A 12,368-nucleotide genomic window follows, 5' to 3' on the forward strand; every position below is an offset into this window, starting at 1 on the left:
TCTGGCAGCAATCGGCAAGACGAAAACCGTCGCGCGCATCGCGCACGCGACGTGCAGGCAGTGGAGGGTCACATCATGAAGCAATTGAGTCTCAAGGCAAAACTCTGGTCCGCGCTTGCGCTGATGTGGCTGGGTCTTTTGATTTTCGGCGGCTGGGCCGCCTGGCATGAACGCAGCACGATGGTGTCGGAGCGGCGTGCGGCGGTGCAAAGCGTCGTCACGAGTGCCGACGGTATCGTGCGCGACTACGCGGCACAAGCGGCGGCGGGCAAGATCAGCGTCGACGAAGCGAAGCAACAGGCCATGGCTCGCCTGAAGACGATGCGCTATGGCGACAGCGGCTACCTGGTCGTGTTCGACTCGAAGCCGGTCGTGCTCATGCATCCGACGCTGGCCGATCTGGTGAACAAGGACGTCTCGAACTATAAGGATTCGAACGGCAAGCTGCTGTTCGTCGAGATGGCTCGTGTCGCCAAGGAGAAGGGCTCGGGCTTCGTCGAATACCACGGTCGTGTCGCGGGCAGCGACAAGCGCCTGGAAAAGCTCTCGTTCGTGAAGTACTTCGCGCCGTGGGACTGGAGTGTGATGAGCGGCATGTACATGCAGGACGTCGACGAAGCGTTCTACAGTGCGTTGATTCGCTACGGCATTGCCCTGTTGCTCATCGGCGCCATCGTGACGGCCGCGATGATCGCGATCATTCGCAACGTGCAGCGCAGCCTCGGCGGCGAGCCGGAATACGCGGCCGACATCGCCCATCGCATCGCGAGTGGCGATCTGCAAAGCCACGTGATGCTGGCGCCAGGCGACAACAGCAGCCTGCTCTACGCGATGCAACGCATGCAGCGCACGTTGGCCGAGACCATCGGGCAGATCCGCGAGGGCACCGAATCGATCACGACGGCGGCGCAGGAAATTGCGGCGGGCAACACCGATCTGTCGGCACGCACCGAACAGCAGGCCGCGTCGCTCGAAGAAACGGCGTCGTCGATGGAGCAACTCACCGCCACCGTCAAGCAGAACGCGGACAACGCGCGCCAGGCGAGCCAGCTTGCCGTGAACGCGTCGGAGATCGCGACCCGTGGCGGTCAGGTCTCCGGAAAGGTGGGCGAGACGATGGACGGCATCTCGACCAGCTCGAGCAAGATCGTCGACATCATCGGTGTGATCGACGGGATCGCATTCCAGACCAACATTCTGGCGCTGAACGCCGCCGTGGAAGCCGCCCGTGCGGGCGAGCAGGGCCGTGGCTTTGCCGTGGTGGCGGGCGAAGTGCGCACGCTGGCGCAGCGCAGTGCGGCAGCGGCGAAGGAAATCAAGGCGCTGATCGAAGAGTCGGCGCGCCGCGTGCAGGACGGTACGGCGCTCGTCGCTCAGCAGCGGCAGACCATGGGTGAGATCGTGCAGGCGGTCAAGCGCGTGACGGACATCATGGGGGAGATCTCGGCGGCATCGAACGAGCAGTCGAGCGGTATCGAGCAGGTCAACCGCGCCGTGACGCAGATGGATGAGGTGACGCAGCAGAACGCGGCGCTCGTGGAAGAAGCGGCCGCCGCTGCGGGATCGCTGGAATCGCAGGCGCACGATCTGCGCGCGGCGGTGGCGGTGTTCCAGACGAGCGGTGCCGGCGGGGCCGTTCACGCGATGGGCGCGCCGCGTCGCGGGCCGGCGCCGCAACCCCTGGCTCGCGCGGCATAGCGCGAACAATTGCCGCGGTGGCAAAGTGAGACGACATGACTGATTCGCGCACGATATCACCTACGACACGTCGAGGCGCCGCGGGCATCGACGGCGACGTCGGCTCGCGCAGCGCGGATTTTGCGCGCGCCAGCGGTGCTGCCCTCTCCGGCGAGCGCGACTTCACCTTCTCGCTGACCGATTTCGGCCGCATCCGTCATCTGATCTATCAGCGCGCCGGGATCGCCCTGGCGGAGCACAAGCGCGAAATGGTGTACAGCCGCATCGCGCGGCGTCTGCGCGCGCTCGGGATGACGAGCTTCACCGAATACCTCGACATGCTCGAGGCTGACACCGGCGAGACCGAATGGGAGTCGTTCACCAACGCGTTGACGACCAACCTGACGTCGTTCTTCCGCGAGTCGCATCATTTCCCGCTGCTCGCCGACTTCGTGCGTCAGCGGGCCAAACCGATCTCGATCTGGTGCTGCGCGGCGTCGACCGGCGAAGAGCCGTATTCGATTGCGATGACGCTCGTCGACACGCTCGGCACGCGGCCCAGCGCGAGCGTGCTCGCCACCGATCTCGACACGCAGGTGCTCGCGCGGGCATCGAGCGCGGTCTACAGCGGAGAGCAGACCGGCAAGCTCTCGCAAGAGCAGTTGCGCCGCCACTTCCTGCGGGGCACGGGCGCCAACGAGGGCAAGATCAAGGTGCGTCCGGAGCTGCAGCAGCTCGTGACGTTCGCGCCGCTCAACCTGCTCGCGCCGTCGTGGCAGATCGGCGGTCCGTTCGACGTCATTTTCTGCCGCAACGTGATGATCTATTTCGACAAGGCCACGCAAGCGCGCATTCTCGAGCGCTTCGTGCCCTTGCTCAAGCCGGATGGTTTGCTTTTCGCCGGGCACTCCGAGAACTTCACCTACGTGAGCCAGGCGTTCCGGCTGCGCGGGCAGACGGTGTACGAGCTGGCCGGCTCGACCGCGCGAGGGGCCTGACATGACGCAGCCACTGGCCGAGGCGCTCGCCACCAACCACTACTTCGACAATGCGTTCGACACGCAGGCGGTGAAGCTGCTGCCGTCCGAGTACTACGTCACGACCGAGGACATCATGCTCGTGACGGTGCTCGGGTCGTGCGTGGCCGCGTGTGTGCGCGATACCGTCACGGGTATCGGCGGCATGAATCATTTCATGCTGCCCGACGATGGCGAGAGCGAGCGCAACCGTATACTCTCGGCGTCGATGCGCTACGGCGCTTACGCCATGGAAATGCTTATCAACGAGCTGATCAAGCTCGGCGCACGGCGCGAACGGCTCGAGGCGAAGGTCTTCGGCGGCGGCGCGGTGCTCGCGGGCATGACCACGCTGAACATCGGCGATCGCAATGCGAACTTCGTGTTGCGCTATCTGGAGATGGAGCAGATTCGCGTCACGGCGCAGGATCTTCTCGGACCGCATCCGCGCAAGGTATGCTTTTTGCCGCGCACCGGGCGGGTGATGGTCAGAAAGCTGGGCGACCGGGGCGACCCGGCCATTGCCCAGCGCGAACAGGCGTACGCGCAGCGACTGCGTGCACGCGAAGTCCGGGGTTCCGTAGAACTCTTTGCGCCACCGGCCAGAAACGCCAAGCCTCGGCCGGGGCCTGACAACCGACAAATGGAGGAGGCTTGAGCGAACCTATCAAAGTCCTGTGCGTGGACGATTCCGCACTCGTGCGCAGCCTGATGACCGAGATCATCAATGCGCAACCGGACATGACCGTTGTGGCGACCGCCCCCGATCCGCTCGTGGCGCGCGACCTGATCAAGCAGCACAACCCGGACGTGCTCACGCTCGACGTCGAAATGCCGCGCATGGACGGGCTCGACTTCCTTGAGAAGCTCATGCGTTTGCGTCCGATGCCGGTGCTCATGGTGTCGTCGCTGACCGAGCGCGGCTCGGAAGTCACGCTGCGCGCACTAGAACTCGGCGCCGTGGATTTCGTGACCAAGCCTCGCCTGGGCATTCGCGACGGCATGCTCGAGTACGGCGAGATGATTGCCGACAAGATTCGTGGCGCCGCGCGCGCCCGCGTGCGCAGCGCCCCGCCCAAGAGCGCGACGCCCGTGCCGGTCGAAGCGGCGCCGCTGCTGCGTAACCCGCTGGTGTCGACGGAGAAGCTGATCATCATCGGCGCGTCGACGGGCGGCACGGAGGCGATCCGTGAGGTGCTCGTGCCGATGCCGCCGGACGCCCCGGCGATTTTGATTACCCAGCATATGCCGGCGGGCTTCACCAAGTCGTTCGCGCAGCGCCTGAACGGCCTGTGCCGCATTACGGTGAAGGAAGCCGAGCATGGCGAGCGGGTGCTGCCGGGCCACGCGTACATCGCGCCGGGCGGCGACACCCACCTGCAGCTCTCGCGCAGCGGCGCGAACTATGTGGCTTTGCTCGATGCGGCGCCGCCGGTGAATCGACATCGTCCGTCGGTCGATGTATTGTTCCGCTCCGCGGCGGTTCACGCCGGACGCAATGCGATCGGCGTGATTCTCACGGGCATGGGCCGCGACGGCGCGGCCGGACTCGTGGAAATGCGCCGGGCCGGCGCGCACACCTTCGCGCAGGACGAGGCGAGTTGCATCGTGTTCGGCATGCCGCGCGAGGCCATTGCGATGGGCGGGGCGGAAGAAGTGGTGCCGTTGCACGAAATGGCCCGCAAAGTGCTGCATCAGGTTGCGAAATTTGGCGATCGCACCCAGCGGGTATAGTAGGGCGCTTTTTTGGCGTTTTTTCGCCGTATGCGTCGCGTCGATTTGCGGACACACTTGGGGCACCAAGTGGTGGCGAAATCTGCCCATGAATATCGCCGGCCCCCGCGGGGCGCCGGCTGAATTGGAGTAATGATGGTAGACAAGAACTTGAAATTCCTGGTCGTCGACGATTTTCCGACGATGCGCCGGATTGTGAGAAACCTGCTCAAGGAGCTGGGCTTCTCCAATGTCGACGAAGCGGAAGACGGTGCGGCGGCGCTGGCCAAGCTGCGTGGCGGCAGCTTCGAATTCGTGGTCTCGGATTGGAACATGCCGAACATGGATGGCCTGACGATGCTTCAGCAGATCCGAGCCGATCCGAACCTCGCAAAGCTGCCGGTGCTTATGGTCACGGCCGAAGCGAAGAAGGAAAACATTATCGCGGCTGCCCAGGCCGGGGCGAGCGGGTATGTGGTCAAGCCGTTTACGGCCGCGACGCTCGATGAAAAGCTGGGCAAGATCTTCGAGAAAATGGTTAAGACAGGGGCGTGAGCGTGACCCACGAGGCGAGCACTGAATGGCCGGGTGAGCCCAACGGCGCTTACGTGACCGGCGAAGCGGACCCGTCCGCGCGCATGCTCATGCGCGTTGGGCAGCTGACGCGCATGCTGCGTGACAACCTGCGCGAACTCGGGCTGGACAAGCAACTCGAGCAGGCGGCCGAAGCGATTCCCGACGCGCGCGACCGCCTGAACTATGTCGCCACCCTGACCGAGCAGGCGGCGGTGCGGGCGCTCACGGCCATCGAACTGGCCAAGCCCCTTCAGGATCGTCTCGAAGCGGACGCCAACGCACTCGACGAACGCTGGGCCAAGTGGTTCGACGAGCCGCTCGAACTCGACGATGCCCGCAAGCTGGTCGTGGAGACGCGCACGTATCTGCGTCGCGTGCCGGACGACACGCGCGCGACCAACCACCATCTGATGGAAATCATGATGGCGCAGGACTTCCAGGATCTGACCGGACAGGTCATCAAGAAGATCATGGATGTCGTGCAGGAGATCGAGAAGCACCTGTTGCAGACGCTGCTCGAAAACATGCCGCCCGAGAAGCGCAAGGAAGCCGAAGATTCGCTGCTCAACGGGCCGCAGGTCAAGACCGATGGCCGCACCGACATCGTGTCCGATCAAGGGCAGGTCGACGATCTGCTCGCCAGCCTCGGCTTCTGAGGATTCGCCCCGCCGGCCCGTCGACGGGCTGCCGGGGCGCCGCTTTTTGACGGCGTTTCCGACCTTTGCCGCACGCCGGCGCGAAATACCGCCCAATCCCGCCTCTATTCCCCCCTTTGTGACTTGACGGTTACGGCCATAATCGGTCGCGATAGGGTGGCTTCGTCCACCCGCAGTGGATAAGGCATGGCTGAGGATAGCGATCTCGAAAAGACGGAACCTGCGTCTCCCCGGCGCCTTGAAAAGGCGCGCGAGGAAGGACAGGTTGCGCGTTCGCGGGAACTGTCCACGTTCGCCTTGCTGGCGGCCGGAGTGGCCGGCTTGTGGATGACGGCTGACCGCATTTCGCAAGGCTTCGCCCAACTGATGCGCCACGGGATGCAGTTCGAGCCGGGCACCGCCCTCGACACCCACCGCATGCTCTCCTATGCCGCACGCTCGGGCGCCGACGCGCTCATCGCCATTGCCCCGCTGCTCGGTGTGCTGGTGCTCGCGGCGATTGTCGCCCCGATGGCGCTGGGCGGTTGGCTCTTCACCACCCAGTCGCTCGCGCCCAACTTCGGCCGCCTGAACCCACTCAAGGGGCTGGGCCGCATGTTTTCCGTGCAGGGGCTGGTCGAACTCGTCAAGGCGGTGGCCAAGACGCTGCTCGTCGGCGCCGTGGCCTACTGGGCGATTGCGCGCGACCGCGACGCGGTCATGGGGCTGATGACGCAGTCGCCCCGCGCGGCCTTGCCGTATGTGGGCGAGTTGATCGCGGTGTGCTGTGCGTTCATCGTGGCATCGCTGATGCTGGTGGCGGCCATCGACGTCCCCTTCCAGCTCTGGCAGCACTACAAGAAGCTGCGCATGACCAAAGAGGAAGTGCGGCAGGAAAACAAGGAAAGCGAAGGCGATCCGCATCTCAAGGCGCACATCCGCCAGTTGCAGCGCCAGACGGCGCGCCGTCGCATGATGCAGGACGTGCCCAAGGCCGACGTGATCGTGACCAACCCGACGCACTTTGCCGTTGCGCTCGAATACAAGGAAAACATGACGGCACCGCGCGTGCTGGCCAAGGGCACGGATCTCGTTGCGCTGCGCATCCGCGAGATGGGCGCCGAGCACCACATTCCGATTCTCGAAGCCCCGCCGCTGGCACGGGCACTGCACGCGCACGTGGACATCGGTCACGAAATTCCGGCCACGCTCTACACGGCCGTGGCCGAAGTGCTGGCGTGGGTCTTCCAGCTTCGCCGCTGGCGCACCGAGGGGGGCGCCGCGCCCGTTACCCCGTCGGATCTGCCGGTGCCGGCCGAACTCGACGCGCCGCGGCGCGCCGGGTCGAAACGAGTGTAACGAATGAACCTCAACCCTCGCGCGAACCAGCTACTGCGCTCGTCGCAACTGCTCCTCGGCGGCAATCTGAAGTCGCTCGCCGCGCCGGTGCTGATCATCATGATTCTGGGCATGATGATCCTGCCGTTGCCGCCGTTCATCCTGGATCTGCTCTTCACCTTCAACATCGCATTGGCGGTGATGGTGCTGCTCGTGAGCATGTACACGCAAAAGCCGCTAGACTTCGCGGCGTTCCCGAGCGTGCTGCTGTTCTCCACCTTGTTGCGCCTGTCGCTGAACGTGGCATCCACCCGCGTGGTGCTGCTCGAAGGCCATACCGGCCCGGACGCCGCCGGCAAGGTGATCGAGGCGTTCGGCCACTTCCTGGTGGGCGGCAACTACGCCGTCGGTATCGTGGTGTTCATCATCCTCGTGGTCATCAACTTCATGGTGATCACGAAGGGCGCCGGGCGCATCGCCGAAGTCGGCGCGCGCTTCACCCTCGACGCGATGCCGGGCAAGCAAATGGCCATCGACGCCGACCTGAACGCCGGACTGATCGGCGAAGAGGAGGCGCGCAAGCGTCGCTCGGTGATCGCCCAGGAAGCCGACTTCTACGGCTCGATGGACGGCGCATCGAAGTTCGTGCGCGGCGATGCGGTCGCCGGTCTGCTCATCATGATCATCAACATCGTCGGCGGGCTGATCGTCGGCGTGGCCCAGCACGGCCTGGATATCGGCATGGCGGCGAAGAACTACACGCTGCTGACCATTGGCGACGGTCTCGTCGCGCAGATCCCCGCGCTAGTGATCTCCACGGCCGCCGGTGTGGTCGTCTCGCGCGTGGCGACCGATGAAGACATTGGCCAGCAGGTCGTCTCGCAACTGTTCAGTAATCCGCGCGTGCTGGGGATCACGGCGGCGATCCTCGGTCTGATGGGCTTGATTCCGGGCATGCCGCACTTCGCCTTTCTGCTGCTGGCCTTGGGGCTGGGGGCGCTCGCTCGTTATCAGTTCCGGCGCGCCGAGGCCGAGAAGCAACAGGCCGCGCGCCCGACCCCCGTGGCGTCCAGCGCGCCGGCCGAAGTGGCCGAAGCGTCGTGGGACGACGTGGCGCTTGTCGACCCGCTCGGACTGGAGGTCGGCTATCGGCTGATTCCGCTCGTCGACCGCAATCAGGACGGCGAATTGCTCAAGCGCATCAAGGGCATCCGCAAGAAATTCGCCCAGGAAATCGGTTTTCTCGCACCGGTGGTGCACATTCGCGACAACCTGGAGCTGCGTCCGAACCAGTACCGCATCACGCTCAAGGGCGTGGTCATCGGCGAAGGCGAAGCGTATCCGGGACAACTGCTCGCCATCGATCCGGGGCAGGTCAGCGCACCGCTGCAGGGCACGCCCACGCGCGATCCGGCCTTCGGCTTGCCGGCGACGTGGATCGATGTCGGTCAGCGCGATCAGGCGCAGGCGTATGGCTACACGGTGGTCGATGCCGGGACGGTGGTCGCCACCCATCTGAACCACCTGATCAACGCCCACGCGCACGAGTTGCTGGGCCGTCAGGAAGTGCAGCAGCTCATCGAGCGCATCGGCAAGGACGCGCCCAAGCTCATCGAAGATCTGGTGCCGAAGACGATCGCGCTCACCACGTTGCAGAAAGTCTTGCAGAACCTGCTCGAGGAGCAGGTGCCGATTCGCGACATGCGCACGATCATCGATACGCTCGCCGAACACGGTACGCGCGTACAGGACGCCCACGACCTCACGGCGCTGGTGCGCCTGGCGCTCGGCCGCGCGATCACGCAAAGCGTGTTCCCGGGAAGTGGCGATCTCGAGGTGGTGGGGCTCGATGCCAATCTCGAAAGAATTCTCACGCAGGCGTTGTCGGCAGGCGGTGGCACGGGGCTGGAGCCGGGTCTCGCGGACACGCTGCTGCGCGAGACGCAGGCCGCGGTGGCGCGCCAGGAGCGTCAGGGCTTGCCGTCGGTACTGCTGGTCCAACATCCGCTGCGTTCGCTGCTCTCGCGCTTCTTGCGCCGCAGCTTGCCGCAGCTCAAGGTTTTGTCGTATGCGGAAGTGCCTGACACACGGAATGTGAAAATGACGGCACTCATCGGAGGTCAAGGGTGAAGATTCGGAAATTCTTTGCGGGCACGTGCCGCGATGCACTGCGCCAGATTCGCGAGGAAATCGGACCCGATGCGGTCGTGTTGTCCAATCGCTCGGTCGCCAATGGCGTGGAAATCGTCGCATTGGCGGAAGAGGATCTTGACGCGCTCGCGGGCGGCGACATGCCGACCCACCGGCCGCGTCCACGCCCGGCGGTGCCTGTCGCCCCGGTCGCTGCCGTCACTGGCGCGCCGATCGCGGCGGCCCATGATGCCGGGGCAACGAGCGCGTTTGCCCAAACCATGATGGATGAACTTCAGAGCATGCGCGGCTTGCTCGAAGAGCAGGTCGCCGGGCTGGTCTGGAACGACAAGCAACGTCGTTCCCCGGCGCAGGGCGAGATTCTGCGCACGCTGCTCGCCGCAGGGTTCTCGGCGCAACTGGGTCGGGCGCTGCTCGAACATCTGCCGGAGGGCGGCGATCTGGAGAGTGGGTTGGCATGGGTGAAGCGCGCGCTGACGCGCAATCTGCCCGTCATGCCGAACGAAGACGAACTGATGGACCGCGGCGGCGTGTATGCGCTGATGGGGCCGACCGGGGTGGGCAAGACCACCACGACGGCCAAGCTCGCGGCGCGCTGCGTGATGCGGCACGGCGCGGAGAAGCTCGCGCTGCTCACCACCGACAGCTATCGTATCGGCGGGCACGAGCAACTGCGCATTTACGGCAAGATTCTCGGCGTGACGGTGCATGCGGTAAAAGATGCCACGGACCTGCGTCTGGCGCTGACCGAATTGCGCAACAAGCACATGGTGCTGATCGACACGGTGGGCATGAGCCAGCGAGACCGTACGGTGCCGGAGCAGGTCGCGATGTTGTGCGGCGCCGAGACGCCGGTGCAGCGTCTGTTGCTGCTCAACGCCACGAGTCATGGCGATACGCTCAACGAGGTGGTACACGCCTACCGCAGCGCGAGCGCGCAAGGCGGCGGCGATCTGGCGGGGTGCATTCTCACGAAACTCGACGAATCGACCAATCTCGGGTCGGTGCTCGATACGGTGATTCGTCATCGCTTGCCGGTGCATTATGTGTCCACGGGACAGCGTGTGCCGGAGAACCTGCACGTGGCCGACAAACCATTCCTGATCGACACCGCACTTTCCGCGCCGGTCACGGGCTCGCCATTCGTGCCGGCCGAGGAAGACCTGCCGGCTGTGGTGCGCGGCGTCGACCCCCAATACAGCGGGCTGTTCGCGCCCGCACAACCCTCAGGCGAGGCTTGCTTTGGTTAAGCTCGTACTCGATCAAGCGGAAGGTCTGCGCCGGCTCGTGGCGCGTCACACCACGCGAATCGTCGCGGTGGTAGGGAGTGCGCCTGAAGCGGGTCAGACGAGTACCGCGCTGAATCTGGCCAGCGCCCTGGCGCATCACGGTCAGGATGTCGTGCTGGCCGACGAGAGCGGCCATGCGGCACCGGCGCTCGGTCTGCCGCTGCGCGGCGACATTCACGACGTGCTGGCCGGACGCGTGTCGCCCGAGGCGATTCGCGTGCACACGCGCGACAACGTGGTGGTGGTGCCCGTGGCGCATCGGCATCCCGAACGCATTGACCCGTTGCGCGCGCTGCCGCTGTTGACGACCAGCGAGCCCGACGTCGTGGTGATCGATTGCACGCACGCGGGGGCGGTGCTCAGCCCGCTCGCGGCGCACGCGCACGACGTGCTGGTGGTGCTGGGGTGCGAGCCGGCGTCGATCACGGGGGCGTATTCGTGGATTAAGCAGGCGCATTTCGAGTATGCGTTGGCGCAGTTCCGGGTGTTGGTGAATCGGTCGGAGGACGTGGAGGCGCGCGTGGTGTGCCGCAATCTGGCCACGACGGCGAGCCGTTATCTGGCGGTGTCGCTGGAGCTGGCGGGCCATGTGCCGATGGATCGGCAGGTTGTGCGTGCGCGGCAATTGACGCGCACCGTGGTCGATGCGTTCCCGATGGCGCCGGCGGCGGTGGCGTATCGGCAACTGGCGGCGCAGGTGATGCATTGGCCATTGGCCGTGCGAGAGACGGGGCTGGCCGCGTTGGGCGCCGGGGTGGGTGACATCGGTGGCGAGCGCGGCAACGACATAACGCTTGGCGTGGGCGCGGTGAGCGCGCACACGGCTTGAGCGACACGGCACGCGTCGAGAGGAAGCGGAGGGAAACATGTATACCGCGAGCGGGAAGGTCGACACGAACGACACGCTGACGCAATACGCGCCGTTGGTGCGTCGTCTGGCGCTGCAACTGATGGCGAAGCTGCCGGCGAGCGTGGAATTGGAAGATCTGATTCAGGCGGGCATGCTCGGGCTGCTCGATGCGGCGAACCGCTATCAGGAGACGCAGGGCGCGCAGTTTGAAACGTACGCGAGCCAGCGCATTCGCGGCGCGATGCTCGACGAGTTGCGCGAGCTGGATTGGGCGTCGCGCGGCATTCGCAAGACGGCGCGTCAGATCGAGAAGGCGGTGCAGCGCCTGGAGCAACGGTTGGGCCGGGGGCCGTCGGAGAGCGAGATCGCGGGCGAGCTGTCGATCGGTCTGGCCGAATATCAGCAGATGCTGCAGGACGTGCACGGTTGCCAACTGGTCTATTACGAGGATTTCGATTCGGCGGACGAAGAGCCGTTTATTGACCGGATCTGTGCGAATCCGGGCGCCGATCCGCTGACGATGTTGCTCGACGAAGGCTTGCGCGGCGGCGTGATCGATGCGATCGATCGGCTGCCGGAGCGCGAGAAGTTGCTCATGAGCCTGTATTACGACCAGGGCCTGAATCTGCGCGAGATCGGCGCGGTGCTGGAAGTGAGCGAATCGCGCGTCTGCCAGTTGCATAGCCAGGCGATCTCGCGCCTGCGCACAACGTTGCGTGAGAAGGCTTGGACCTCGGCGAGTTAAGGTGTCCGAGCGGGTGACTGATGGACGGAAGGGGTGCGCTCGACGGACTCGGCTGTGGCTCAATGGCTTCTCGCTTAGCTATTGCGGTGGGCTCGAAGGGCTCGTCGGCGTGCTTTCAATGACTTGAGCAAGCCATAAAGGCTGATCGAGACCCAGAAGGCCTCGATGAGCAGCGAGGCCGGATTCGGGTTATACGCGAGCGAGTAGACGATCATCGCCGATCCGCACAGATTCAAGACGGAATAGCGATAATCGTTGGTGGTGAGCGTTCCGCGAAGATTCAGGAAATAGGCGACGACGACTAGGAGCGCGCCTGCGACCCCGACCACATCCGCCATGGCTGCTGTCGTCATGTCAGGTCGGCACCGCGATTTTGTT

Annotated in this window: 12 protein-coding genes; 11 read left to right on the top strand and 1 reads right to left on the bottom strand. The window is 65.0% G+C overall.

Going from position 1 to position 12,368, the window contains the following annotated elements:
- Nucleotides 1-75 precede the first annotated feature (75 nt).
- From PanNE5_RS07560 to PanNE5_RS07610, 11 genes are all read left to right on the top strand, one after another.
- Nucleotides 76-1,698 carry a methyl-accepting chemotaxis protein gene (locus tag PanNE5_RS07560; RefSeq protein ID WP_039830256.1) on the top strand — a complete coding sequence of 541 codons (1,623 nt, stop codon included), beginning with the start codon at nucleotides 76-78 and terminating at the stop codon, nucleotides 1,696-1,698.
- 35 nt (nucleotides 1,699-1,733) lie between these two features.
- Entirely contained in the window at nucleotides 1,734-2,675 is a 942-nt protein-coding gene (locus PanNE5_RS07565) for a CheR family methyltransferase (RefSeq protein ID WP_261939558.1), read from the top strand.
- Between the two features lies 1 nt (nucleotide 2,676).
- Nucleotides 2,677-3,351: a chemoreceptor glutamine deamidase CheD gene (gene cheD / locus PanNE5_RS07570; protein ID WP_017233618.1), complete on the top strand. Its 675-nt coding sequence runs from the start codon at nucleotides 2,677-2,679 to the stop codon at nucleotides 3,349-3,351.
- 53 nt (nucleotides 3,352-3,404) lie between these two features.
- A complete protein-coding gene (locus PanNE5_RS07575; protein WP_051060151.1) occupies nucleotides 3,405-4,427 on the top strand; it encodes a chemotaxis response regulator protein-glutamate methylesterase in 1,023 nt (340 codons plus the stop codon).
- 135 nt (nucleotides 4,428-4,562) lie between these two features.
- A complete protein-coding gene (cheY, locus tag PanNE5_RS07580) occupies nucleotides 4,563-4,961 on the top strand; it encodes a chemotaxis response regulator CheY (RefSeq protein WP_017233620.1) in 399 nt (132 codons plus the stop codon).
- A gap of 83 nt (nucleotides 4,962-5,044) precedes the next feature.
- Complete coding sequence (cheZ, locus tag PanNE5_RS07585) at nucleotides 5,045-5,638, top strand: protein phosphatase CheZ (RefSeq protein ID WP_051060153.1); 594 nt, start codon at nucleotides 5,045-5,047, stop codon at nucleotides 5,636-5,638.
- Nucleotides 5,639-5,824: 186 nt separating this feature from the next.
- A complete protein-coding gene (gene flhB, locus PanNE5_RS07590) occupies nucleotides 5,825-6,976 on the top strand; it encodes a flagellar biosynthesis protein FlhB (protein WP_017233622.1) in 1,152 nt (383 codons plus the stop codon).
- Nucleotides 6,977-6,979: 3 nt separating this feature from the next.
- The gene (gene flhA, locus PanNE5_RS07595; protein WP_017233623.1) at nucleotides 6,980-9,085 is read left to right on the top strand and encodes a flagellar biosynthesis protein FlhA; all 2,106 of its coding nucleotides are present in this window, start codon (nucleotides 6,980-6,982) and stop codon (nucleotides 9,083-9,085) included.
- Nucleotides 9,082-10,356, top strand: coding sequence for a flagellar biosynthesis protein FlhF (flhF, locus tag PanNE5_RS07600; RefSeq protein ID WP_017233624.1), 1,275 nt, complete (start codon nucleotides 9,082-9,084; stop codon nucleotides 10,354-10,356). The genes flhA and flhF overlap by 4 nt, the downstream gene beginning before the upstream one ends.
- Complete coding sequence (locus PanNE5_RS07605) at nucleotides 10,349-11,224, top strand: MinD/ParA family protein (protein ID WP_017233625.1); 876 nt, start codon at nucleotides 10,349-10,351, stop codon at nucleotides 11,222-11,224. The genes flhF and PanNE5_RS07605 overlap by 8 nt, the downstream gene beginning before the upstream one ends.
- Nucleotides 11,225-11,261: 37 nt before the next feature.
- Nucleotides 11,262-11,990, top strand: coding sequence for an RNA polymerase sigma factor FliA (locus tag PanNE5_RS07610; RefSeq protein ID WP_017233626.1), 729 nt, complete (start codon nucleotides 11,262-11,264; stop codon nucleotides 11,988-11,990).
- 74 nt (nucleotides 11,991-12,064) lie between these two features.
- Here PanNE5_RS07610 and PanNE5_RS07615 read toward each other — a convergent pair whose 3' ends face one another.
- A complete protein-coding gene (locus tag PanNE5_RS07615) occupies nucleotides 12,065-12,343 on the bottom strand; it encodes a CBU_0592 family membrane protein (protein ID WP_261939559.1) in 279 nt (92 codons plus the stop codon).
- Between the last annotated feature and the right edge of the window lie 25 nt (nucleotides 12,344-12,368).

The sequence above is a fragment of the Pandoraea sp. NE5 genome, assembly GCF_024363545.1.
In the GTDB taxonomy this organism is placed as follows: domain Bacteria; phylum Pseudomonadota; class Gammaproteobacteria; order Burkholderiales; family Burkholderiaceae; genus Pandoraea; species Pandoraea cepalis.